The 20675-nt window shown below is 38.2% G+C and carries 26 protein-coding genes; 23 read left to right on the forward strand and 3 right to left on the reverse strand.

Features of this window, described 5'->3' with window-relative positions; all coding sequences use genetic code 11:
• Positions 1–19 precede the first annotated feature (19 nt).
• The 6 genes from glpX (at position 20) to prmC (ending at position 6143) form a co-directional block, all read left to right on the forward strand.
• A complete protein-coding gene (gene glpX / locus ACIGHG_RS07540) occupies positions 20–985 on the forward strand; it encodes a class II fructose-bisphosphatase (protein WP_090917947.1) in 966 nt (321 codons plus the stop codon).
• Positions 986–1366: 381 nt separating this feature from the next.
• Positions 1367–2638, forward strand: coding sequence for a transcription termination factor Rho (gene rho, locus ACIGHG_RS07545; RefSeq protein WP_020059786.1), 1272 nt, complete (start codon positions 1367–1369; stop codon positions 2636–2638).
• A gap of 141 nt (positions 2639–2779) precedes the next feature.
• Entirely contained in the window at positions 2780–3025 is a 246-nt protein-coding gene (locus ACIGHG_RS07550; protein WP_034635411.1) for a type B 50S ribosomal protein L31, read from the forward strand.
• 302 nt (positions 3026–3327) lie between these two features.
• Positions 3328–3912: a thymidine kinase gene (locus ACIGHG_RS07555; protein WP_336471885.1), complete on the forward strand. Its 585-nt coding sequence runs from the start codon at positions 3328–3330 to the stop codon at positions 3910–3912.
• A 315-nt stretch (positions 3913–4227) separates the two neighbouring features.
• Positions 4228–5295, forward strand: coding sequence for a peptide chain release factor 1 (prfA, locus tag ACIGHG_RS07560; protein WP_139207720.1), 1068 nt, complete (start codon positions 4228–4230; stop codon positions 5293–5295).
• Positions 5295–6143: a peptide chain release factor N(5)-glutamine methyltransferase gene (gene prmC, locus ACIGHG_RS07565; protein ID WP_396547880.1), complete on the forward strand. Its 849-nt coding sequence runs from the start codon at positions 5295–5297 to the stop codon at positions 6141–6143. Before prfA ends, prmC begins: the two co-directional genes overlap by 1 nt.
• 287 nt (positions 6144–6430) lie before the next feature.
• Here the strand turns inward: prmC and ACIGHG_RS07570 are convergent, their stop codons facing one another.
• Complete coding sequence (locus tag ACIGHG_RS07570) at positions 6431–6574, reverse strand: hypothetical protein (protein ID WP_336471887.1); 144 nt, start codon at positions 6572–6574, stop codon at positions 6431–6433.
• Positions 6575–6674: 100 nt separating this feature from the next.
• Here ACIGHG_RS07570 and spoIIR point away from each other — a divergent pair, with 100 nt between their 5' ends.
• The 4 genes from spoIIR (at position 6675) to ACIGHG_RS07590 (ending at position 9781) form a co-directional block, all read left to right on the forward strand.
• Positions 6675–7502 (forward strand): stage II sporulation protein R, encoded by an 828-nt coding sequence (gene spoIIR, locus ACIGHG_RS07575; RefSeq protein ID WP_396547882.1) that lies wholly within the window; start codon positions 6675–6677, stop codon positions 7500–7502.
• A gap of 52 nt (positions 7503–7554) precedes the next feature.
• Positions 7555–8013 carry a GNAT family N-acetyltransferase gene (locus ACIGHG_RS07580; RefSeq protein WP_336471889.1) on the forward strand — a complete coding sequence of 153 codons (459 nt, stop codon included), beginning with the start codon at positions 7555–7557 and terminating at the stop codon, positions 8011–8013.
• A 106-nt stretch (positions 8014–8119) separates the two neighbouring features.
• The gene (locus ACIGHG_RS07585) at positions 8120–9163 is read left to right on the forward strand and encodes an L-threonylcarbamoyladenylate synthase (protein WP_090917935.1); all 1044 of its coding nucleotides are present in this window, start codon (positions 8120–8122) and stop codon (positions 9161–9163) included.
• A 57-nt stretch (positions 9164–9220) separates the two neighbouring features.
• Positions 9221–9781, forward strand: coding sequence for a manganese efflux pump MntP (locus ACIGHG_RS07590; protein ID WP_336471891.1), 561 nt, complete (start codon positions 9221–9223; stop codon positions 9779–9781).
• A gap of 324 nt (positions 9782–10105) precedes the next feature.
• Here the strand turns inward: ACIGHG_RS07590 and ACIGHG_RS07595 are convergent, their stop codons facing one another.
• The gene (locus ACIGHG_RS07595) at positions 10106–10714 is read right to left on the reverse strand and encodes a flavin reductase family protein (protein WP_336471892.1); all 609 of its coding nucleotides are present in this window, start codon (positions 10712–10714) and stop codon (positions 10106–10108) included.
• Positions 10715–10867: 153 nt separating this feature from the next.
• Positions 10868–11254 (reverse strand): DoxX family protein, encoded by a 387-nt coding sequence (locus ACIGHG_RS07600; protein ID WP_336471893.1) that lies wholly within the window; start codon positions 11252–11254, stop codon positions 10868–10870.
• A gap of 357 nt (positions 11255–11611) precedes the next feature.
• Here ACIGHG_RS07600 and ACIGHG_RS07605 point away from each other — a divergent pair, with 357 nt between their 5' ends.
• The 13 genes from ACIGHG_RS07605 (at position 11612) to ACIGHG_RS07665 (ending at position 20665) form a co-directional block, all read left to right on the forward strand.
• Positions 11612–12109, forward strand: a complete 498-nt coding sequence (locus ACIGHG_RS07605) for a PTS sugar transporter subunit IIA (RefSeq protein ID WP_090917928.1) — start codon at positions 11612–11614, stop codon at positions 12107–12109.
• A gap of 370 nt (positions 12110–12479) precedes the next feature.
• Positions 12480–12920 (forward strand): low molecular weight protein arginine phosphatase, encoded by a 441-nt coding sequence (locus ACIGHG_RS07610; protein WP_336471894.1) that lies wholly within the window; start codon positions 12480–12482, stop codon positions 12918–12920.
• A gap of 163 nt (positions 12921–13083) precedes the next feature.
• The gene (rpiB, locus tag ACIGHG_RS07615; RefSeq protein ID WP_396547886.1) at positions 13084–13527 is read left to right on the forward strand and encodes a ribose 5-phosphate isomerase B; all 444 of its coding nucleotides are present in this window, start codon (positions 13084–13086) and stop codon (positions 13525–13527) included.
• Between the two features lie 66 nt (positions 13528–13593).
• Complete coding sequence (locus ACIGHG_RS07620; protein WP_090917925.1) at positions 13594–14166, forward strand: TIGR01440 family protein; 573 nt, start codon at positions 13594–13596, stop codon at positions 14164–14166.
• 189 nt (positions 14167–14355) lie between these two features.
• On the forward strand, positions 14356–15597 hold the full coding sequence (gene glyA, locus ACIGHG_RS07625; protein WP_396547888.1) for a serine hydroxymethyltransferase: 1242 nt from the start codon (positions 14356–14358) through the stop codon (positions 15595–15597).
• A gap of 1161 nt (positions 15598–16758) precedes the next feature.
• Entirely contained in the window at positions 16759–17388 is a 630-nt protein-coding gene (gene upp, locus ACIGHG_RS07630) for a uracil phosphoribosyltransferase (protein WP_020061432.1), read from the forward strand.
• A 397-nt stretch (positions 17389–17785) separates the two neighbouring features.
• Positions 17786–17830 carry a DUF4024 domain-containing protein gene (locus ACIGHG_RS07635; RefSeq protein ID WP_368087050.1) on the forward strand — a complete coding sequence of 15 codons (45 nt, stop codon included), beginning with the start codon at positions 17786–17788 and terminating at the stop codon, positions 17828–17830.
• 40 nt (positions 17831–17870) lie between these two features.
• Positions 17871–18095, forward strand: coding sequence for an AtpZ/AtpI family protein (locus tag ACIGHG_RS07640; RefSeq protein ID WP_139207717.1), 225 nt, complete (start codon positions 17871–17873; stop codon positions 18093–18095).
• Positions 18095–18487, forward strand: a complete 393-nt coding sequence (locus ACIGHG_RS07645; protein ID WP_090917920.1) for an ATP synthase subunit I — start codon at positions 18095–18097, stop codon at positions 18485–18487. Before ACIGHG_RS07640 ends, ACIGHG_RS07645 begins: the two co-directional genes overlap by 1 nt.
• Positions 18488–18494: 7 nt before the next feature.
• On the forward strand, positions 18495–19214 hold the full coding sequence (gene atpB / locus ACIGHG_RS07650) for a F0F1 ATP synthase subunit A (RefSeq protein ID WP_090917918.1): 720 nt from the start codon (positions 18495–18497) through the stop codon (positions 19212–19214).
• A 57-nt stretch (positions 19215–19271) separates the two neighbouring features.
• On the forward strand, positions 19272–19490 hold the full coding sequence (gene atpE / locus ACIGHG_RS07655) for a F0F1 ATP synthase subunit C (protein WP_020061436.1): 219 nt from the start codon (positions 19272–19274) through the stop codon (positions 19488–19490).
• A 126-nt stretch (positions 19491–19616) separates the two neighbouring features.
• Positions 19617–20126, forward strand: coding sequence for a F0F1 ATP synthase subunit B (atpF, locus tag ACIGHG_RS07660; protein WP_336471897.1), 510 nt, complete (start codon positions 19617–19619; stop codon positions 20124–20126).
• A complete protein-coding gene (locus tag ACIGHG_RS07665; RefSeq protein WP_090917914.1) occupies positions 20123–20665 on the forward strand; it encodes a F0F1 ATP synthase subunit delta in 543 nt (180 codons plus the stop codon). Before atpF ends, ACIGHG_RS07665 begins: the two co-directional genes overlap by 4 nt.
• The last annotated feature ends 10 nt before the right edge of the window (positions 20666–20675 follow it).

Consider the following 20675-nt stretch of genomic DNA (forward strand, 5'->3'; position numbering starts at 1 on the left):
TTAAAGGAGAGGGATTATAGTGGAAAGAAGTTTATCCATGGAATTAGTACGTGTAACGGAGGCTGCAGCGTTATCATCAGCACGTTGGATGGGACGCGGTAAGAAGGATGAAGCGGATGGAGCTGCAACTTCAGCGATGCGCGATGTATTTGACACAGTGCCGATGAAAGGAACTGTAGTAATTGGTGAAGGGGAAATGGACGAAGCGCCAATGCTATATATCGGTGAAAAATTAGGAACTGGATATGGTCCGCGCGTTGACGTAGCAGTTGATCCATTAGAAGGAACAAATATCGTTGCAGCAGGAGGATGGAATGCATTAGCAGTTATTGCAGTAGCAGACCATGGAAACTTACTACATGCACCTGACATGTACATGGATAAAATTGCGGTTGGCCCAGAAGCGGTTGGTGCTATTGATATTAATGCACCAGTTATTGATAACTTACGTGCTGTTGCGAGAGCAAAAAATAAAGATATTGAAGATGTTGTAGCAACTATTTTAAATAGACCACGTCATCAGGCGATTATTGAGGAAATCCGTAAAGCGGGAGCGCGCATTAAATTGATTAATGATGGTGATGTAGCTGGTGCTATTAACACAGCGTTTGATCGCACAGGTGTTGATATTTTATTTGGATCTGGCGGTGCACCTGAGGGAGTTTTAGCTGCCGTGGCATTAAAATGTTTAGGCGGAGAAATTCAAGGAAAGCTCCTTCCACAAGACGAAGCGGAATTAGAGCGCTGCAAAAAGATGGGGATTAGTGATATCGACCGCGTTCTTCGTATGGAAGATTTAGTAAGAGGTGATGATGCAATCTTTGCAGCAACAGGTGTTACGGACGGTGAATTACTGCGCGGTGTTCAATTTAAAGGAAGTACTGGTACAACGCATTCCCTTGTTATGCGTGCGAAATCGGGAACAGTTCGCTTTGTTGACGGGCGTCACAGTTTAAATAAAAAACCAAATTTAGTTATGAAGTAAAACTTCCATTAGTGGGAATTTTTCTTCATCCCTGCTACTGGAAATTATAACTAATCGTGCTTTTTGGGGCAGTCATCTTCACCTATCTTCTTTGACTTTGCAGAATTTTGAACACGGGCAGAAGATGTTTATGAAATGGAAATATGGCTGTCTGTATAGATAAAATAAGAAGTATGCAAGTGATGGATAGAGCGAAGACAAATTTTGTTGTCTTCGCTTCTTGTATTTGTCTCGTAACATATTGATTAAAATGAGGTAAAAGGGTTACAATAGTGAATATTACTCTACTTGTACTTATTGCCTTTCATTTTATATGTATTAGCCTTCCGCAATTACCTTTACCCAATGAAAAAGAGAATAATATTAAAGTGTGGTGTCCGAATGAATTTAACAATTTCAGCATTAGAGAACATGAAGTTAAAAGAGTTATATGAACTTGCAAAAGAATTTAAGATTTCTTATTACAGCAAATTAACGAAGAAAGAGCTAATTTTTGCAATTTTAAAAGCACGAGCAGAAAAAGAAGGTTTCTTTTTCATGGAAGGTGTACTGGAAATTATTCAATCAGAAGGATTTGGATTCCTACGTCCAATCAACTATTCCCCGAGTTCTGAAGATATTTATATTTCAGCTTCGCAAATTCGTCGTTTTGATTTGCGTAATGGAGATAAGGTTTCTGGTAAAGTGCGACCTCCGAAAGAAAATGAGCGTTATTTTGGATTGCTGCAAGTTGAAGCGGTTAATGGAGATGATCCAGAATCGGCAAAAGAACGTGTGCATTTCCCTGCGTTAACACCGTTATATCCAAATCGTCAAATGAAATTGGAAACGGAAACGAAGAAATTATCAACACGCATCATGGATTTAATTGCACCAGTTGGGTTTGGGCAACGTGGTCTAATTGTTGCGCCTCCAAAGGCTGGTAAAACAATACTGTTAAAAGAAATTGCGCACAGCGTTACAACAAATCATCCAGAAGCAGAACTGATTGTACTTTTAATTGACGAACGCCCAGAGGAAGTAACAGATATCGAGCGTTCTGTAAAAGGTGATGTTGTAAGTTCTACTTTTGATGAAGTCCCAGAAAACCATATTAAAGTAGCTGAGCTTGTGCTAGAGCGTGCGATGCGTCTTGTTGAACATAAAAAAGACGTTATCATTTTAATGGATAGTATTACTCGTTTAGCGCGTGCTTACAACCTTGTGATTCCGCCAAGCGGACGTACTTTATCTGGTGGTATTGATCCAGCGGCATTCCATAGACCGAAACGCTTTTTCGGAGCGGCTCGTAATATTGAAGAGGGCGGTAGTTTAACAATTTTAGCAACAGCTCTTGTTGATACAGGGTCTCGTATGGATGACGTCATTTATGAAGAGTTCAAAGGAACAGGAAATATGGAGCTTCACTTAGATCGTTCTTTAGCGGAACGTCGTATTTTCCCAGCTATTGATATTCGTCGTTCTGGTACACGTAAAGAAGATTTATTAATTCCAAAAGAACATTTAGACAAGTTATGGGGTATTCGTAAAACAATGAGAGATACGCCAGACTTCATAGAAAGCTTCTTGCGTAAGCTACGTCAAACAAAGACAAATGAAGAATTTCTACAAAATATCCCTGCAGATTCAAAGAGATATGTCACGATGAAGTAATGCTAAAAACAGGTAGTTGCAAAATGCAGATAGCCTTGTTATAATTTCATCATGTGCGTTTCATCGCTATAGTTGTGATTGCAGCTAACGATGAAAAAACTCTGTTTCGAAAATGATTCAGGGCGGAAGGAGATGAAAAGAATGAAAGCAGGAATCCATCCAGATTACAAGAAAGTTGTATTTATGGATACAAACACAGGCTTCAAATTCTTAAGCGGATCTACAAAAGGTTCTAACGAAACTATCGAGTGGGAAGATGGTAATACTTATCCATTACTAAAAGTTGAGATCAGTTCTGATTCTCACCCATTCTACACAGGACGTCAGAAGTTTGCTACTGCAGACGGACGTGTTGACCGCTTCAATAAGAAATACGGCCTTAAGTAATAACAAACATAAAGCAGGCAAGTGTATATATCCGCTTGTCTGTTTTTTTTGCGAAAATATAAACCTTTACTTACTTAGAGTAAGAATAAGTAGGTAAATCCAAATTAAAAAACGACATAAAACCATCTTTTTTAGGTGGGCGAGAGCGTCTGGCCATGCATAGAAGTGGTCAGGACCTTTTACTGCCACATGCGAAGTTCAAACAAAGGGAGAAAGTAGCAGGCTCCTTTTTTTTCTGCATAGCAGCAATCTATATGTCGAAAAATCAAAATGGGTTCATATAGGTGAAAGGAGGAGCTTTTATGTACTTAATAAATCAACACGGTTGGCTTGAAGTGATTTGTGGAAGCATGTTCTCCGGGAAATCAGAAGAGCTCATCCGCCGTGTGCGCCGTACGCAATTCGCAAAGCAAAACGCGATTGTATTTAAACCGTGCATTGATAACCGTTATAGTGAAGAAGATGTTGTGTCGCATAATGGATTGAAAGTAAGAGCAGTTCCTGTTGCGGCTTCAAAAGAGATGTTTGAACACGTAACAGAAGATATTGATGTTATAGCAATTGATGAAGTGCAATTTTTTGATGGGGACATTGTGGAAGTGGTGCAAGAATTGGCAAACCGAGGCTATCGTGTAATTGTTGCCGGTTTAGACCAAGATTTCCGTGGTCTACCATTTGGACAAGTTCCTCAGCTTATGGCAATTGCGGAGCATGTAACAAAACTGCAAGCAGTATGTGCTGAATGCGGATCTCCTGCAAGTCGTACGCAACGTTTAATCGATGGGGAACCAGCTTCTTTTGATGATCCAATTATTTTAGTTGGCGCATCGGAATCATATGAACCACGTTGTCGTCATTGCCATGCTGTATCAATTAAACAGAGATAAAAACTCGCTACATAAGGCGGGTTTTTTTAGAAAATGCGAATAGTTAGATGTGAATCTGTTTTTAGGAGATATCTAGTTCCGCCCCCGGGCCTGAACAGTCGGCTCCACTTTTAAGTGATATCCAGCTCCGGCGGCAAGAATGGTCGGTGGCTTCGCTTCTTCCTACGAGGCAAAGAGCGCCCGCCTCTATGTCAGAAGCTCCATCCCCCTCCCATTCTGAGCGAGCCGCCTCCACTTTTAAAATATAATTTGCGTTTTTTTTGTTATGTACCATATACTATGTGTATTAGAGACTAGGATGTTGAGGTGAATGGTGTGTTAGATCGTTTGCAAGCTGTAGAAGATCGTTATGAAAAGTTAAACGAGTTTCTAAGTGATCCAGAGGTTATTAGTGATCCGAATAAACTGCGTGAATATTCAAAGGAACAATCTGATATGCAAGAAACGGTAGAGGTGTACCGTGAGTATAAAGATGTTCGTGAACAATTAAGAGATGCAAAAGCGATGTTAGAAGAGAAGTTAGATGCTGACATGCGTGAAATGGTAAAAGAAGAAGTTTCTGAGCTAGAGGGACAAGAGAAGGAATTATCAGAGCGTCTGAAAATTTTACTTGTTCCAAAGGACCCGAATGATGATAAAAACGTTATCGTTGAGGTTCGTGGGGCTGCTGGTGGCGATGAGGCTGCTTTATTTGCTGGTGACTTATACCGTATGTATAGCCGTTATGCAGAGGTTCAAGGCTGGAAAACAGAAATTATTGAAGCGAGTTACACAGAACTAGGTGGATATAAAGAGATTATCTTTATGATCAACGGTAAAGGCGCTTTCGCAAAATTGAAATTTGAAAATGGTGCACACCGTGTGCAACGTGTTCCCGAAACAGAATCTGGCGGACGTATCCATACTTCTACAGCAACTGTAGCTGTATTACCAGAAGCAGAAGAAGTAGAAATCGATATTCATGAAAAAGATGTTCGTGTTGATACGTTTGCTTCTAGTGGCCCTGGTGGACAAAGTGTTAATACAACGATGTCAGCGGTACGTTTAACGCATTTACCGACTGGTGTAGTTGTTTCTTGTCAGGATGAAAAGTCCCAAATTAAGAATAAAGAAAAAGCAATGAAAGTATTACGTGCACGTGTTTATGATAAGTTTAGACAAGAAGCACAAGCTGAGTACGATCAAAACCGTAAACAAGCTGTTGGTACGGGAGACCGTTCTGAGCGTATTCGTACGTATAACTTCCCGCAAAACCGTGTTACAGACCATCGAATCGGTTTAACGATTCAAAAGCTAGATCAAATCTTACAAGGTAAGTTAGATGATTTCATCAACGCCTTAGTGATGGAAGATCAGGCGCAAAAGATGGAGGCAGCTGAGTAATGCGTGTCTATGAAGCCCTGAAATGGGCTTCTTCTTTTTTACGTGAACATGGACGTGATGAAAATGCGGGAGAAATTGTCCTTTGTCATGTATTAAAGACGAATCGAACAGGTTTGATGATGAACATGCGTGAAGAATTAACGGAAGAACAAGAGAAAACTTTTACAAACTTTATTCATAAGCATGTGGAGGGTATTCCTGTTCAGTATTTAATTGGATATGAAATGTTTTATGGGCGCCCATTTTTCGTAAATGAAGAAGTGCTCATTCCAAGACCAGAAACAGAGGAACTTGTGCTAGGGGTGTTAACACGTATTCGCCGTAAATTTGGGGATAAACACATCCATGTGGCGGACATTGGTACTGGCAGCGGTGCAATTTCAATTACTCTGGCTTTAGAAAATCCGCATTTACATGTATACACAGTCGATATTGCCACGGAATCAATTGAAGTGGCGCGGAAAAACGCGGCAGAACTTGAGGCGAATGTAACGTTCTATCACGGTGATTTATTGTCGCCATTTCAGGAAACGAAGCAAAAACTAGATGTCGTTGTGTCAAATCCACCTTATATTCCAGAAGAGGATTGGAGAGGTCTTTCTTCTGTAGTGAAAGAGCATGAGCCAAAGCGTGCACTTGTAGGTGGTGAAGATGGGCTTGATTTCTATCGACGCTTTATGGAGGAATTGCCAAAGGTACTGCAAGAAGAATCGATTGTTGCTTTTGAAGTGGGTGTAGGACAAGGTGAGGATGTGCGTGCTTTATTGAAAGAAACATTCCCACATGCACATGTGGAAGTGGTCTTTGATATTAATGGGAAAGATCGCATGGTCTTTGCGGAAATGTAATTTTAATTTGGAGCTGACCTGAAAATGGACTTTTGTCAGCTCCCTTTAGTGTATCAAGCATGTCGAACATTGTTGAAGGATCTTTATGTTGTGTCTAATCGTCGATATATTGTGAAAATCTCCGATATATCAATGGGCATGTAAGAAGGAATTAACCTCCCAAAGAAATCTACATCCCTTTTGAGTCAGTTTTCTTTGACCCGTAGCAGGAAAATGGTTTTTATATCGATTTTTCAATTTGTATTTATATATAAATCCATTTTAATTTTTAAACATAAAATTCGCTGCTAGGGAGAAAAAAGTGCTCTGCACTCGTTTTCTCCTTTTGTTTTAACTCTTGTCCGTGGCAGAAAAAGGTCCTGACCGCTACTATGCATGGCCAGACGCTCTCGCCCATCTAAAAAGAAAAGGGTTTTTTGTTCGTTTTTCAATTTATATAACCACCTAAAAAACGAATAGATTCTGAATTTAGTAGTTTAGAAAGAAAAAAACTTGTCTACACTGTTTTACTGAAGGGGCGGTGGAGAGAAGATGAAAAAACAAGCGATTGCTTATCTACTTTTATTATTAATTGGTGCACAAATGATTGCGCACTTTGGATATATGAAAGCTGATGCAAAAGGACCTGTCGTAATTCCGAAAGAGGCGATTCGATTACGTATTTTAGCTAATAGTGATTCGAAGGAAGATCAAGAGTTAAAACGTAAAGTGCGTGATGAAGTGAAAGCGCAAATCGATGGTTGGGTGGCAGAGTTAAAATCGTTTGAAGACGCACGCCGCGTCATTCAAAGCCGTATCCCAGAACTTCAACAAACAGTCGCAAAAACGTTGAAACGAGAAGGCAGTAAGGAAACTTTTACAGTTCAGTTTAATAAACATATCAAATTTCCAACGAAAGTATATGGGAATTTTATTTATCCAGCTGGAGAGTATGAAGCGGTACTTGTGACAATCGGAAAAGGTGAAGGGGCAAATTGGTGGTGCGTATTATTCCCGCCTATGTGTTTCTTAGACTTCTCAAGTGGTACAGCTGTAAAGCGCGAAGAGAATGTTGTTCAAGCAGAAACAATTGATGAAGACGATATAGAAGAAAATTATGCACAGAAAGAAATTGTAAAAGAAGAAGTAAAACAATCTCTTAAAGTGAAGAAAGAGACGCACATCGCACCGAAACAAAAAGTGAAAGCAAAGGCTGCGCAAGAAAACCGTATTGAAAAGGAATTACAAGAAGAAAGTAAGCAAGAAGAACCGCGTGTTAGTAAACAAGAAGAGCAAGTGAAGGTAGTAGAAAAAACGGAAGAAAAGCCAGAAGTAAAATTGTTTATTGTAGAAGCATTTACATCTTTATTTTCAAAATAAGTTCTAAAAGAGAATCCCTCCTCATATATAAAAGTATGGGGAGGGATTGTGTATGAAGCAAATTCGTTTTGCTACAAAAGCAGATGTGGAAAGACTGAAAACCTTTTTTGGACAAGCTCGGATGAAAGAAGAACGCTTAGATCAATTGTACGGGAATTTTATGATATTAGTAGATGAGGAACAGATTCAAGCGGCTGTTGGGTATGAGCAAGCTGGAAATGATGCGCTTCTTCGTTCGTGTTTATTCACACCTACTGTGGATAAAGCTACGTTCTTACATTTTTTCGAAACGTTTTTGCAGTATATGAAAGAGAAAAGTATTGAACAATTATATTTACTCACGAATAGTCCACAGTCCGTTACAATATTTAAGTTTTTTCAATTTGAAACTGTGGAAAAGGATGTTGTGTCAAAAGAAATACAGACATTAGAACATTTTTGTAAAAATGTAAATCAACCAAATGTAATTATACTAAATTGTCAGCTATTCACAAAGTTATCCACTGATTAAATGAGTTTATCCACATTTTGTGGATAAACCTTATTTGGCTTTTGGATAAATTTCATAGTAAACTATAAATAACAAGCATTTCATGGCAGAAAAGGACGTGAAAAAAATGAATACAAAAATGTGGACTGTGGATAATGTTGTGGAAATAAAAAAAGATTATCCACAATTACAAGAAGCAGCGCATTTATTACGAGAAAATGAAGCAGTAGCGTTTCCGACTGAAACAGTGTACGGACTTGGTGCGAATGCATTAAGTGATGAGGCTGTTGCAAAAATTTTTGAAGCAAAAGGAAGACCAAGCGATAATCCGCTTATTGTACATATTGGTACGGAAGAACAATTAAATGGTATTGTGGCTCATGTTCCGCCAGTTGCAAATGTGTTAATGAAGCATTTTTGGCCAGGACCTTTAACACTTGTTTTCCCGAAAAAAGAAGGGATTTCTGAAAAAGTAACGGCTGGATTACAGACCGTGGCAGTTCGTATGCCGGATCATCCGGTAGCATTAGCACTTATTGAAGCAGCGAGTGTACCGGTAGCAGCCCCAAGTGCGAATCGTTCTGGGCGTCCTAGCCCAACTCTTGCTTCTCATGTATATGAAGATTTAGACGGAAAAATTGCTGGTATCGTTGATGGCGGGGCAACTGGTGTCGGTGTTGAGTCTACTGTAGTAGATTGTACGAGTGAAATACCGACAATTTTGCGCCCGGGCGGTATTACAAAAGAGCAACTAGAAGAAGTGATTGGTCCTGTTTTATTAGATCCAGCATTAAAAGATGCAACGGAAAAACCAAAATCGCCGGGGATGAAATATACACATTATGCACCGAAAGCCCCGCTTAGTATTGTTGAGGGATCGCGTACATTTATTCAGCAACTTGTGGATAATAAAAAGCAAGAAGGTTATAAAGTAGGTGTATTAACAACAGAGGAGTATGAGCATGTATATAAAGCAGACGTTGTTCTCTCTTGTGGAAAACGCAGTGATTTAGCAACCGTTGCGACAAAGCTTTATGATGTATTGCGTACATTTGATGCAAGTGGTGTCGATATTATTTTTAGTGAGTCGTTCCCAAGTGAAGGGATTGGTAGTGCCATCATGAATCGTTTAACAAAAGCGGCCGGTCACCAAATCATCTTCGAAAAATAAATTCTATCTCTCCTCGAACGTGCATATTGTGAAGTAGCAAGTCCGAGGGGGGACATTATGACAATTGAACATATTATAAGCGAATTGTTGCCGCTATGTATTATGGCATTTGCGCTAGGGCTTGATGCGTTTTCTGTTAGTCTGGGTATGGGGATGATTACGCTTAAGCTGCGTCAAATATTTTATATCGGCATTACAATTGGTACATTTCATATAATTATGCCTTTTATCGGTATGATACTTGGCCGTTTTTTATCAGAGCAATTTGGCTCCATTGCCACTATTATAGGTAGTATTTTATTAATGGGATTAGGATTTCACATTGTGTATACGTCAATGTCTCACGATGATGAGCATAGAAATGTTCCGGCCGGGGCGAGTTTACTATTGTTTGCTTTTAGTGTGAGTATGGATAGTTTTTCTGTCGGCTTAAGTCTCGGTATTTATGGAGCGCGTACGTTTGTCACAATTCTCATATTTGGTGTTGTGAGTATGATGCTTACTTGGTTCGGATTGCTAATTGGCCGTAAGGCGCATAGTATTCTTGGAACATATGGAGAAGTACTTGGCGGCGTTATACTTGTTGGGTTTGGAATAAAATTATTGTTTTCGGTATGAACGCAGCCAACTTCTTAGAGGGGATCACGGTTATGGTTAAATTAGCGAAACCGAAGAAAGAAGAAATAGAATCATTTTGTGAAAAGTTATAGCATAAAAGCCCAGCTACGATAAGTGGCTGGGCTTTTATAGTATATACATAATATATCGGCGCTTCTATAATGTACGCCAAAAATATACTTCTTGGTTGGAGGTCTCCAGTTAATATCTAGCTCCAGCGGCTAGAACATTCGGTGGCTTCGCGTCTTCCACCGAGGCAAAAAGCGCCTCTATGTCAGAAGCTCCATCCCCCTCTTGTTCTGGGCGAGCCGCCTCCGCTTTTATTTATGGCCTTACAAGTTCAAATTGCTCTCCAAGCTTTGCGTAGTTATGTCCAGCTAATCGGCTTATTGGTTTTAGTTCTTCAGCATGAATGCGTCCATTTTCATATAAGTGCTTAGCGATATGGAACCGTACAATGCGACCGATTAATAGATCGCATGCTGGGGAATCTTCTGTTCCGCCTAATTGAAGAGCGCGTTCTAATACACATTCCATACGAATACTTGCTTCTTTTACCCCTGGTACAGAAATTACATCGCTATCAATTGGTGTTAGTTTCGCAAGTTTAATTTCGCTTTCATTCGGAGGAAGATTAGCTGCTGTTTCGTTAATGGCTTCTGCATAAGATTCATCAGAAATATGAACGACAAATTCTTCTTTTTCCATCGCATTTCGTGCTGTATCTTTTGGTTCTCCGTCTTTTCGTTGTACAGAAACTGAGATAAGAGGCGGATTCGCAGCAACAATATTAAAATAGCTAAATGGGGCGCCGTTTAGTACCCCGTCATTTGTAACAGTTGTGACGAAGGCAACTGGGCGCGGAATAATACTTCCCGTTAGTAATTTGTAATTGTCTTTTTCAGTTTGTTCATTTGGATTAATAGACAGCATATATGTAATCTCCCTTCTTATATCTGTAACGCTTCTTTGTTTGTTTACAAGATAAAGGGGGAAAACTCCTGCTGAAAAAATATATTTTTGTAAAGGGTATGAAAAAAACCCCACAATTGTGAGGTTTCTTTATCTTGAATTCAAGATATTTAATTAAATTAAAGTGTAAGCGCCAGGTCCAATAAGTGCAACGCCAACTGCAACTGTGATTAAAACAAGGTTATATTCAAAACCGTTTTGTGTAACCCAGTAGCCGTTTTTACCGTGAACTGTGATGATAGATACTAACATCGTACCGACAATAAATAGAGCACCTATCCAAGTGAAAATACCAGCAGCAAATAAGAAACCGCCTAGTAATTCAGTTGCCCCGGCCATAAATGCCATAAATACGCCTGGGCGTAAGCCAATTGATTCCATCCAGCCGCCGGTTCCTTTTAAACCGTGACCACCAAACCAGCCGAATAATTTTTGAGCGCCATGCCCCATGAAAGTAATCCCGATAATAAGACGAATAATAAGAAGACCAATGTTCATCATTTTATAAAACCTCCAAAAAGTTATTTACTTATCTTATGTAAGTAATAATAAAATAGTTACTTACTTTAGTCAAGTGCATTTTATAAAAAACGAAAATAAATTTTATAAATAGTAAATGAAAAAATAATGATGTTGTTATGTTAAGATTTTTAGACAATTTGTGGAAAAAAAGCAAAAGAAGTTTACTTCCTTTCCAATTGAATTCAGACAGTCTGAATTGACCGGAATTTTGCAAGGCGATACAATAAGAGGCGGGTTGATAACTTCATTTTTTTATATGGGAATGTTTTTATGCCACTAAAGCAGTGAGCTATATGAGGTTTATTGTTGAGTAAGGATTATAAGGAGGATTATCCTATGTTTAAAAAATTATTTGGTTTTGGTTCTAAAACAAATGCAGAAACAATTGTATCGCCATTAACTGGAGAAGTGAAAAATATTGAAGAAGTACCAGATCCAGTATTCGCTGGTCGTATGATGGGGAACGGTGTTGCAATCGAACCAACTGAAGGTGTAGTAGTATCTCCGGTAGATGGTGAGATTGTACAACTATTCCACACAAAACATGCTGTAGGTATTAAAGCGAAAAACGGTGCAGAGATCTTAATCCATGTTGGGTTAGAAACTGTAAAAATGGAAGGTGAAGGTTTCGAAACGTATGTATCGGAAGGGCAAGCTGTTAAAGCTGGCGATAAATTAATCTCTTTCGATTTAGAATTAATTCGTGAAAAAGCTAAAAGTACAATCACACCAATCGTTATTACAAACACAGATGCAACAGAATCTATTGAAACAACTGTAGGTGTAACAGCTACAAAAGGCTCAACTGGAGTAATGAAAGTAACAATGAAATAATCGTTTGATGAATCGGGAATCCATTTCATAATCGAAATGGATTTCTTTTTTATGTCTGGTGTTGGAGTGGGGAATAGTGGTGGATTTTTTGTTTTCTTATATTACTATATATCCGTTTTAATTTTCTAACATATAAGCTGTTGCTATATAGAATAAAACATGATTGCTACTTGTTTGCTCCTTTTGTTTGAAATCTCGCATGTGGCAGGAGAAGGCCCTGACCGCTTCTATGCACGGCCAGAAGCTCTCGCCCTCCCCTAAAAAGAAAGGTTTTTTATGTCAGTTTTTTAACTTATATATACATTTCTTTTTTTCGTTACCATTGTGAGTTATGATGAAAATAGATATTCATCATAAGGAGTGGTGTTTGGTGAAGCGAGTATTATTCGTTTGTACAGGCAATACGTGCCGCAGCCCAATGGCAGAGGCGCTATTACGTTATCATGGTAAGGAGCAGTTTGACGTGCAATCTGCTGGTGTTTTTGCGGCGGTTGGTAGTGATGCATCTACTCATGCTAAAAATGCGCTACAAGAAAAAGGTATTCGGGTTGCACATTCTTCAAAGCAAGTGACGGCAGAGTTGCTAGAGTGGTCCGATGTTGTATTGACGATGACAACAGGACATCGTCAACTTCTATTAGCGCACCATCCAGAAGTAAGTGAAAAAGTGTATACATTATATGAATTTGTAGAAGGTACAAATAAGGATATTTCTGATCCTTTTGGTGGTTCGCTTGCTATATATAAAGCAACGCTGGAAGAAATGGAACAACTTGTGCACACTTTGGTGAAAAAGCATTCAGAAGGTTGATGTTTCGTGTATAATACGATATTGGAGATTATGCTGATTTAATGGGTAATATATCTTCTATTCTCAGAGGTATGAGGCGGAAGATATTGTTTATTTCACTGTCAGTGGAAAGAAGCAATCTTCACTGATTGGAAGTTTCACTTTATATTTGGAGGGATTTAGAATGAAAGTAATTGTAGCATCTGATCATGGCGGAATGAATATTCGTAAAGAAATCGTGAGTCTATTAGAAGAATTGAACATTGAATATATTGATTTGGGTTGTGAGTGTGAGGCTGGTTCAGTAGATTATCCTGATTTTGCATTTCCAGCAGCAGAAATGGTTGCAAATGGTGAAGTAGATCGCGGTATTTTAATTTGTGGAACAGGCATTGGTATGTCAATTGCGGCAAATAAAGTACACGGCGTTCGCTGCGCATTAGTGCATGATACATTTAGTGCAAAAGCAACGAGAGAACATAATGATACGAACATGTTAGCGATGGGTGAGCGTGTAATTGGAGCTGGCTTAGCACGCGATATCGCAAAAATTTGGTTAACAACGGACTATGAAGGCGGCCGTCACGAAAATCGTGTAGGAAAAATTAAAGCATACGAAGCGAAGTAATTGTATTCTAACTTCTAGTAAGAAGTAATATAATTTGTTGAACCTACCTGCGAAAGGAAGAGCGTAATGAGTGAAATATTACAATTAAAAGAGCAGTTGCAAACAGCGCTTTTTGAGTTTCAAGAGCAAGCCACGCTGCGAAATGGGAACCTTTTTGTTGTGGGCTGTAGTACGAGTGAGGTGCTTGGTGAAAGAATTGGAACATCGGGAACGATGGAAGTAGCAGAGGCAATTTTTTCTGAGTTAAAACACTTTCAAGAGCAGTGTGGCATTACCCTAGCATTTCAGTGCTGTGAACATTTAAACCGTGCTTTAGTGGTAGAAAGAGAAGTCGCAGAAAAGCATCAGTTTGAGATTGTAACTGTTACGCCTGTCAGATCAGCGGGTGGGGCTCTTGCAACATATGCATATCATAATATGAAAGCCCCTGTTATCGTAGAGTTCGTAAAAGCGGATGCAGGTATTGATATTGGAGATACATTTATCGGTATGCATTTAAAACATGTAGCTGTTCCGGTACGCACGCGAGTGAAAGAGATTGGGCATGCTCATGTAACGATGGCAAAAACGCGTCCGAAGTTAATTGGTGGAGCGCGTGCAGCATATGCAATAAAAGAGGAAACGTTTACTTGTAGTTAAGTAATAAGCTTCTAATAAAAAAGGGCCAAATTTGGTCTTTTTTTCTTTTATCATGTGTGGAGTCGTGTTAGAATGTAGTTGAAAATGTGAAGATTTAAAAGAATTACAACTAGAACTTTCGTTTTTTCTTAGAAAATGAAGGGAAAATATCGGAAATAGGTGTAGTTCGTTCAGAAAAGGGGGATTTTGGTGGAGCATTTAAAACGTCAAGATGAAAAGGTGTTTGCTGCAATTGAATTAGAATTAGGAAGACAGCGTTCAAAAATCGAGCTTATTGCATCTGAAAACTTCGTAAGCGAAGCAGTAATGGAAGCGCAAGGGTCTGTATTAACGAACAAGTATGCAGAAGGGTATCCTGGGAAACGTTATTATGGTGGTTGTGAACATGTAGATATCGCCGAAGATATCGCACGTGATCGCGCAAAAGAAATTTTTGGCGCAGAGCACGTAAACGTTCAACCGCACTCTGGTGCACAGGCAAATATGGCTGTATACTTCACAATTCTAGAGCAAGGTGACACAGTGCTTGGTATGAACTTATCTCACGGCGGTCACTTAACACACGGAAGCCCTGTTAACTTTAGTGGTGTACAATATAACTTCATTGAATACGGTGTAGATCCTGATACACATCGCATTAATTATGAAGACGTATTAGAAAAAGCGAAAGAGCATAAACCAAAATTGATCGTTGCCGGTGCTAGTGCATATCCTCGTGTGATCGATTTCAAGAAATTCCGTGAAATCGCTGATGAAGTTGGTGCATATTTAATGGTAGATATGGCACATATCGCAGGACTTGTAGCAGCAGGCTTACACCCAAATCCAGTACCATACGCTGATTTTGTAACAACAACAACTCATAAAACATTACGCGGACCACGCGGCGGTATGATTTTATGTAAAGAACAATTTGCAAAGCAAATTGATAAATCCATCTTCCCTGGTATTCAAGGCGGACCGCTTATGCATGTAATCGCAGCAAAAGCAGTTGCATTTGGAGAAGCATTGCAGGGCGACTTCAAAGTATATGCACAAAACATTATTAACAATGCAAATCGTTTAGCAGAAGGTCTACAAAAAGAAGGTATTATTCTTGTTTCTGGTGGAACGGACAACCACTTAATTTTAATTGATGTTCGCAATTTAAATATTACTGGAAAAGTTGCAGAGCATGTATTAGATGAAGTTGGTATTACAGTAAACAAAAATACAATTCCATTTGATCCAGCTAGTCCATTTGTAACAAGCGGCGTTCGTATTGGAACTGCAGCTGTAACATCAAGAGGTTTCGGACTTGTTGAAATGGATGAAATCGCATCAATTATTGCTCACACATTAAAAAATCATGATAATGAAGCAGCATTAGAAGAAGCACGCGTGCGTGTAAAGGCCTTAACTGATAAATTCCCAATGTATAAAGAGCTATAAGATAGAAAAAAGAGATGGTGAACGTAGAGGACACCGAAAAACATACGTTTTTAATTTCATAAAAATTATGTAAAGCTAAAAGGCAACTTTCCATTCAACCTTGAACAGAAAGTTGCCTCTCCTTTTTATTTATTAACTTATTCACCACTAACTTGTTGTTTAGTTATTGCTACTAGACATTTTGTGATTTTTTCACTAACAGATCCATTTGCATGAGAAGTTAATACAGAACTTTTAGTTTATATAGAATAAGAAGAGAAAAATAAAAAACTCATACAAATAATCTGTATATCAAAATAGTATTTGTTCGATATACAGATTATTTGTATAATACTTATAAAATAATATAATGGCAATAAATACTATTTACATTACTGCTTTTAAAAGGTCTGCTACTAATGGAATTACTGCACCTAGAAATTTTAAAACTGCCATTGCAATTTGCATAAACAATCTCTCCTTTTTCTGAATATTTAATTATTTATTTATATCTTAGTATACTTTAGGGTAATAAACTTTACAACTTATTTTGATATGCAATATTGCATGAAAGGTAAGTTGTTGAAAGGGTTATAATAATAGGAGTTGAAAGGTTCTAACAAAGCTATATACCTTATTTCATTTCAAGGGTAAATAGTCAAAACAAAAGTCCAAGTAGATAAAAAGGGTTGTCTCATAAGTCTGTGTAGCTGATTTATGGGACAACCTCTTTTTATGAGTAACAATTCAGCTACTTTCATTTTTATAGCATGGATCAGTTAATTCTACCAATGGGATATAGCAATTAATTCCATAATATCATGTAGTAAGAAATGATCAATGGCATGGAGGAACCAATAAGTGATGACTTGTTCTTCTCTTATTATCCAAAAAAATCTATTCTTGTCGTGATATTGCTAAGTTATTACGAGAACATTTACTGATGTCCAAACGTTTCTCGTTTTTGAGTAGACGTTCCTATATTGAGTTCATGTATGTCCTTTAGAGAAGAGAAAAAGTATGTTTTTTGTCTAAATAAGAAAAATAAATAAAAAATGACAGCTGTTTTACATCTATACTCCAAATTCACCCTTGAATATTAGAAGCGTTTTCTTTACAATCGTACATAGTGTAAAAACAGCGTGACCTCACGCATCAATATCATCTGAAGGAGCGATTCACATGGGAAAACTGTATGTTTTTGATCACCCTTTAATTCAGCATAAGATTACATATATTCGCGATAAGAATACAGGTACGAAAGAGTTTCGTGAACTAGTAGATGAAGTAGCAAGTTTGATGGCGTTTGAAATTACACGCGATCTTCCACTTGAAGAAATTGAAATTGAAACACCTGTAAGTAAAGCGAAAACAAAAGTGATTGCAGGTAAGAAGCTTGGTTTAATTCCTATTTTACGTGCAGGCTTAGGAATGGTAGATGGGATTTTAAAATTAATTCCAGCAGCAAAAGTAGGTCATATCGGTTTATACCGTGATCCAGAAACATTACAACCTGTAGAATACTATGTGAAACTTCCAACTGATGTAGAAGAACGTGATTTTATCGTACTTGATCCAATGTTAGCGACAGGCGGCTCTGCATCAGAAGCAATTACTTCCTTAAAGAAGCGCGGTGCGAAACATATTAAATTAATGTGTATTGTTGGTGCGCCAGAAGGGGTAAAAGTTATTCAAGAAGACCATCCTGATGTGGATATTTACGTGGCTGCATTAGACGAAAAATTAAACGATCATGGATATGTTGTACCAGGTCTTGGAGATGCTGGCGACCGTTTATTTGGAACGAAGTAAGACAACAGACGAGAAGATACCCTTCTCGTCTGTTTTTTTATACAACATATTATATAGTGAAATTGCATATAATATAGAAACTTCTCATTTGAGAAAGTCATATGAAATGTGAAAATTTATATATCTAGAAAGCATAATAGTGACAAACTTGTGAACTTTTTTCTTCTATTATAAAGAAAAAAGGTCTAGAAATTAGACGTCTTTTAACATTATTTTGAAGGAGAACGTTTTCAGTTATGGGAATAAATACCTAATACTCAAATTTTTTGATTTTTTTCGATTTGACGTTGACACTGTTTAACACCCTATTGTATGCTAACAACGGGGATAGATGGTAGGGTTTTCATTGACAAATTTTCGTCTATTCTTTGACAAAAAAATTAATTTTCTCATTTAAATAGGATTTATGCAAAAAAATGAGTTATTATTAACACATTCTTAACACATAGTGAATGAGGCTTTACATATGGAGGGATGAATCCTTGGAGGGAAACAAGCGTAGTCAATTTAAGGCGTATGCTTTAATGACTGGAATTCTTTCTCAGCTCGTTGGCGCTATTTTAGTTGGAATTTTTGGCGGGCAATGGATTGATGGTAAGCTTGGAACGTTTCCATTATTTCTAGTAATCGGGTTATTACTAGGACTTGGAACAGGGGTTTATGCTATGATTCGACTCATTCGACAATTTTATTCGGGAGAGCAATGATGATAGAAGTACATGAACTTGTCCAAAGACAAAAGAAATATATGTACAACCTTCTCGCACTCTTTGTATTAGGATGGGGCTTTACCTCATACAAAGATGTCTTTCTAGGACTGATTATCGGAACGATTTTCGGTTTTCTTAGTTTGCGCATCGTTGCACACAAGACGGACAAGCTGTTAGATCGCGTTACACAAGGAGAGACAGTGAAGTATAAAGCGACTGCAGTGAGTACATATTCGAGATTAGCCGCGATAGGGCTATTAATTTTATTTGCAGCAAAATATCAACATTTAATGGCGATGTGGAGCTTAGGATTAGGATTACTGACAGGATATCTTGTCATGATCATAGATTTTCTTTATCTACAGTATAAGAGCAGGGAAGAGAGGTGAATTACTAGTGGAACACGGTAAATTAGTTGAATTTCTAGGTTTAACGTTCGACTTGTCCTCTGTTATGATGACGACTGTTGCGGCAGTAATCGTATTTATCATCGCTGTTATTGGTACCCGTCGCTTAGCTCTACGTCCAACAGGAATACAAAATTTCCTTGAATGGGTTATGGACTTCGTAAAAGGTATGATTAATAGTACGATGGATTGGCAAACAGGTGGACGCTTTTTAACGCTTGGAGTTACACTCATTATGTATATCTTTGTAGCAAACATGCTCGGTTTGCCGTTCATGATTGCGACAGCTGAAGGCGGGGAGCATATTGCATGGTGGAGATCTCCAACGTCTGACCCAGCAGTTACTCTAACTTTAGCCGTGATGGTAGTTGCCCTCACCCATTATTATGGAGTTAAAATGAAGGGTACGAAAGAATATTTAAAAGGCTATATTCAACCAATGAAATTCTTATTCCCTTTAAAGGTAATTGAGGAATTTGCAAATACATTGACGTTAGGTCTGCGTTTATTTGGTAACATTTATGCGGGTGAGATTTTATTAACGTTACTTGCTCAATTAGGAGCAAGCGGTGCGTTTGGCGCATTAGGTGCTGTTCTGCCGATGTTAGCATGGATGGGCTTCAGTATTTTCGTAGGCGCTATCCAAGCATTTATCTTTACAATGTTAACGATGGTATACATGGCTCATAAAGTAAGCCACGACCATTAATATATTTAAAGTAAGTACAAAATTTATTTTTTATTGATAAAAAGGAGGACTTTTAAAATGAGTTTAGGTGTAATCGCAGCTGCAATTGCAATTGGTTTATCTGCATTAGGTGCTGGTATTGGTAACGGTCTTATCGTATCTCGCACAGTTGAGGGTGTTGCTCGTCAACCAGAATTACGTGGTGTACTTCAAACAATCATGTTCATCGGGGTAGCGTTAGTTGAGGCGCTTCCAATCATCGGTGTAGTAATCGCGTTTATCGTATTAAACAAATAAGGGATAGCTCCCCTTACAATAAGTGGCGAAGATCGTTTTGAGACCTTCTTCGCCATTGCTTTATGAATGAAACATTACTTGTCTTTTCATTTGTTTAATTTAGATTTTTGAAGGGAGTGAATCCTTGTGCCAACTCTATTATTAGGAGCTGCTGCTGTCCCATACGGAACAGTACTTTATACAATTGTCGTTTTCCTAATTCTATTAGCATTACTTCGTAAATATGCATTTGGACCTTTAATGGGAATTATGAAGGAACGTGAAGATCATATTTCTAGCGAAATCGACGCTGCTGAAAAGAACAATGCAGAGACGAAAAAGTTAGTAGAAGAACAACGTGAAATGTTAAAACAATCACGTATTGAAGCGCAAGAATTAATCGAGAGAGCGAAAAAACAAGCAGAAGATCAAAAAGAAAGTATTATTGCTGCTGCCAAAGAGGAAGCGGTATCTATTAAAGAATCTGCTGTACAAGAAATTCAACGCGAAAAAGAGCAAGCAATTACTGCTCTTCAAGAACAGGTTGCTTCTTTATCTGTCCAAATTGCTTCTAAAGTTATGCAAAAAGAACTGAAAGAAGAAGACCAAGTTCAATTAATTCGCGATTATATTAAAGAGGTAGGAGAAGCGCGATGAGCAATGAGATTGTAGCTAAACGTTATGCTGTCGCTCTTTTTCAAATCGCAAAAGAAAAACACGTACTAGAAATGTTTGAGGAAGAACTGCGCCTTGTGCAAAGTGCTTTTGTAAGTAGTAAAGAACTACATACTTTTTTAGGACAACCAAACATTTCAGCAGAAAAGAAAAAACAATTTCTTTCTAGCGTGTTTTCTACTGTTTCTCAGCCAATTTTAAGCACGTTATATCTTTTAATCGATAATCATCGCGAAACATTAGTACCTGAAATTGTAGATGTGTATGTTGCACTTGCCAATGAAGAGCGTAACGTAGCTGATGCAACGGTTTACTCTACTCGTTCTTTATCAGAAGATGAGAAGCTTAGCATTGCAGAAGCATTTGCAAAGAAAACAGGAAAAGATGCAATTCGCGTTCAAAATGTTGTAGATGAAGATTTACTAGGCGGTATTAAAGTACGCATTGGAAACCGCATTTACGACGGCAGTTTACAAGGAAAGTTAGCACGTATTCAGCGTGAACTTATGAAGAATAGATAGGGGTGAAGCG

This window comes from Bacillus sp. NPDC077411 (genome assembly GCF_044543425.1).
Lineage (GTDB): Bacteria > Bacillota > Bacilli > Bacillales > Bacillaceae_G > Bacillus_A > Bacillus_A bruguierae.

What these genes read in the sequence shown, in the direction of transcription:
- ACIGHG_RS07595 (WP_336471892.1), bottom strand. Translation starts at nt 10,714, where the DNA reads ATGCTGTCTATTAATCCAAATGAACAAACTGAAAAAGACAATTACAAA.
- ACIGHG_RS07550 (WP_034635411.1), top strand. Translation starts at nt 2,780, where the DNA reads ATGAAAGCAGGAATCCATCCAGATTACAAGAAAGTTGTATTTATGGAT.
- ACIGHG_RS07580 (WP_336471889.1), top strand. Translation starts at nt 7,555, where the DNA reads ATGAAGCAAATTCGTTTTGCTACAAAAGCAGATGTGGAAAGACTGAAA.
- ACIGHG_RS07555 (WP_336471885.1), top strand. Translation starts at nt 3,328, where the DNA reads ATGTACTTAATAAATCAACACGGTTGGCTTGAAGTGATTTGTGGAAGC.
- ACIGHG_RS07665 (WP_090917914.1), top strand. Translation starts at nt 20,123, where the DNA reads ATGAGCAATGAGATTGTAGCTAAACGTTATGCTGTCGCTCTTTTTCAA.
- ACIGHG_RS07605 (WP_090917928.1), top strand. Translation starts at nt 11,612, where the DNA reads ATGTTTAAAAAATTATTTGGTTTTGGTTCTAAAACAAATGCAGAAACA.
- rho (WP_020059786.1), top strand. Translation starts at nt 1,367, where the DNA reads ATGAATTTAACAATTTCAGCATTAGAGAACATGAAGTTAAAAGAGTTA.
- atpE (WP_020061436.1), top strand. Translation starts at nt 19,272, where the DNA reads ATGAGTTTAGGTGTAATCGCAGCTGCAATTGCAATTGGTTTATCTGCA.
- ACIGHG_RS07585 (WP_090917935.1), top strand. Translation starts at nt 8,120, where the DNA reads ATGAATACAAAAATGTGGACTGTGGATAATGTTGTGGAAATAAAAAAA.
- prmC (WP_396547880.1), top strand. Translation starts at nt 5,295, where the DNA reads ATGCGTGTCTATGAAGCCCTGAAATGGGCTTCTTCTTTTTTACGTGAA.
- ACIGHG_RS07645 (WP_090917920.1), top strand. Translation starts at nt 18,095, where the DNA reads ATGATAGAAGTACATGAACTTGTCCAAAGACAAAAGAAATATATGTAC.
- upp (WP_020061432.1), top strand. Translation starts at nt 16,759, where the DNA reads ATGGGAAAACTGTATGTTTTTGATCACCCTTTAATTCAGCATAAGATT.
- ACIGHG_RS07590 (WP_336471891.1), top strand. Translation starts at nt 9,221, where the DNA reads ATGACAATTGAACATATTATAAGCGAATTGTTGCCGCTATGTATTATG.
- rpiB (WP_396547886.1), top strand. Translation starts at nt 13,084, where the DNA reads ATGAAAGTAATTGTAGCATCTGATCATGGCGGAATGAATATTCGTAAA.
- spoIIR (WP_396547882.1), top strand. Translation starts at nt 6,675, where the DNA reads ATGAAAAAACAAGCGATTGCTTATCTACTTTTATTATTAATTGGTGCA.
- ACIGHG_RS07600 (WP_336471893.1), bottom strand. Translation starts at nt 11,254, where the DNA reads ATGATGAACATTGGTCTTCTTATTATTCGTCTTATTATCGGGATTACT.
- ACIGHG_RS07620 (WP_090917925.1), top strand. Translation starts at nt 13,594, where the DNA reads ATGAGTGAAATATTACAATTAAAAGAGCAGTTGCAAACAGCGCTTTTT.